The 390-nt window shown below is 65.6% G+C and carries 1 protein-coding gene; it reads left to right on the forward strand.

Translation table 11 applies throughout. The features are described from left to right. Positions 1 to 29: 29 nt before the first annotated feature. Positions 30 to 390, forward strand: a 361-nt coding sequence (locus AX685_RS10305; RefSeq protein WP_066488243.1) for a transposase, incomplete at its 3' end; no start/stop codon positions are given.

The following is a 390-nucleotide window of genomic DNA, read 5'->3' on the forward strand; positions in this document are numbered from 1 at the left end:
GCTTGGGGCTATCCCCTGAGCATAGGCTTATGTCCGTGTCCGAGATCATCACCGATGGCGGTCGTCGCCGTCACTGGAGCACGCCTGAGAAGCTCAGGATCGTCGAGGAGACGCTCGATGGTCGCGAGAGCATATCGGTCGTGGCGCGCCGCAACGGCGTGGCGCCGAACCTGTTGTACCGCTGGCGGCGGCTGATGCTGGAGGGCGGGAGCGTCGCGGTGGCTGGCGACGACGACGTGACCAGCAACCGGCAGGTCCGTGAGATGGAAACCCGCATCCGCGAACTGGAGCGCCAGCTCGGCCGCAAGACGCTGGAGGTCGAGATCCTGAAGGAAGCGCTGGAGCGCTCGCGCCCAAAAAAAGCGAGCTTGCTCATGCACTCGCCGCTGC

The sequence above is a fragment of the Sphingomonas sp. CCH9-F2 genome (assembly GCF_001556735.1).
Classification (GTDB): Bacteria; Pseudomonadota; Alphaproteobacteria; order Sphingomonadales; family Sphingomonadaceae; genus Sphingomonas; species Sphingomonas ginsenosidimutans.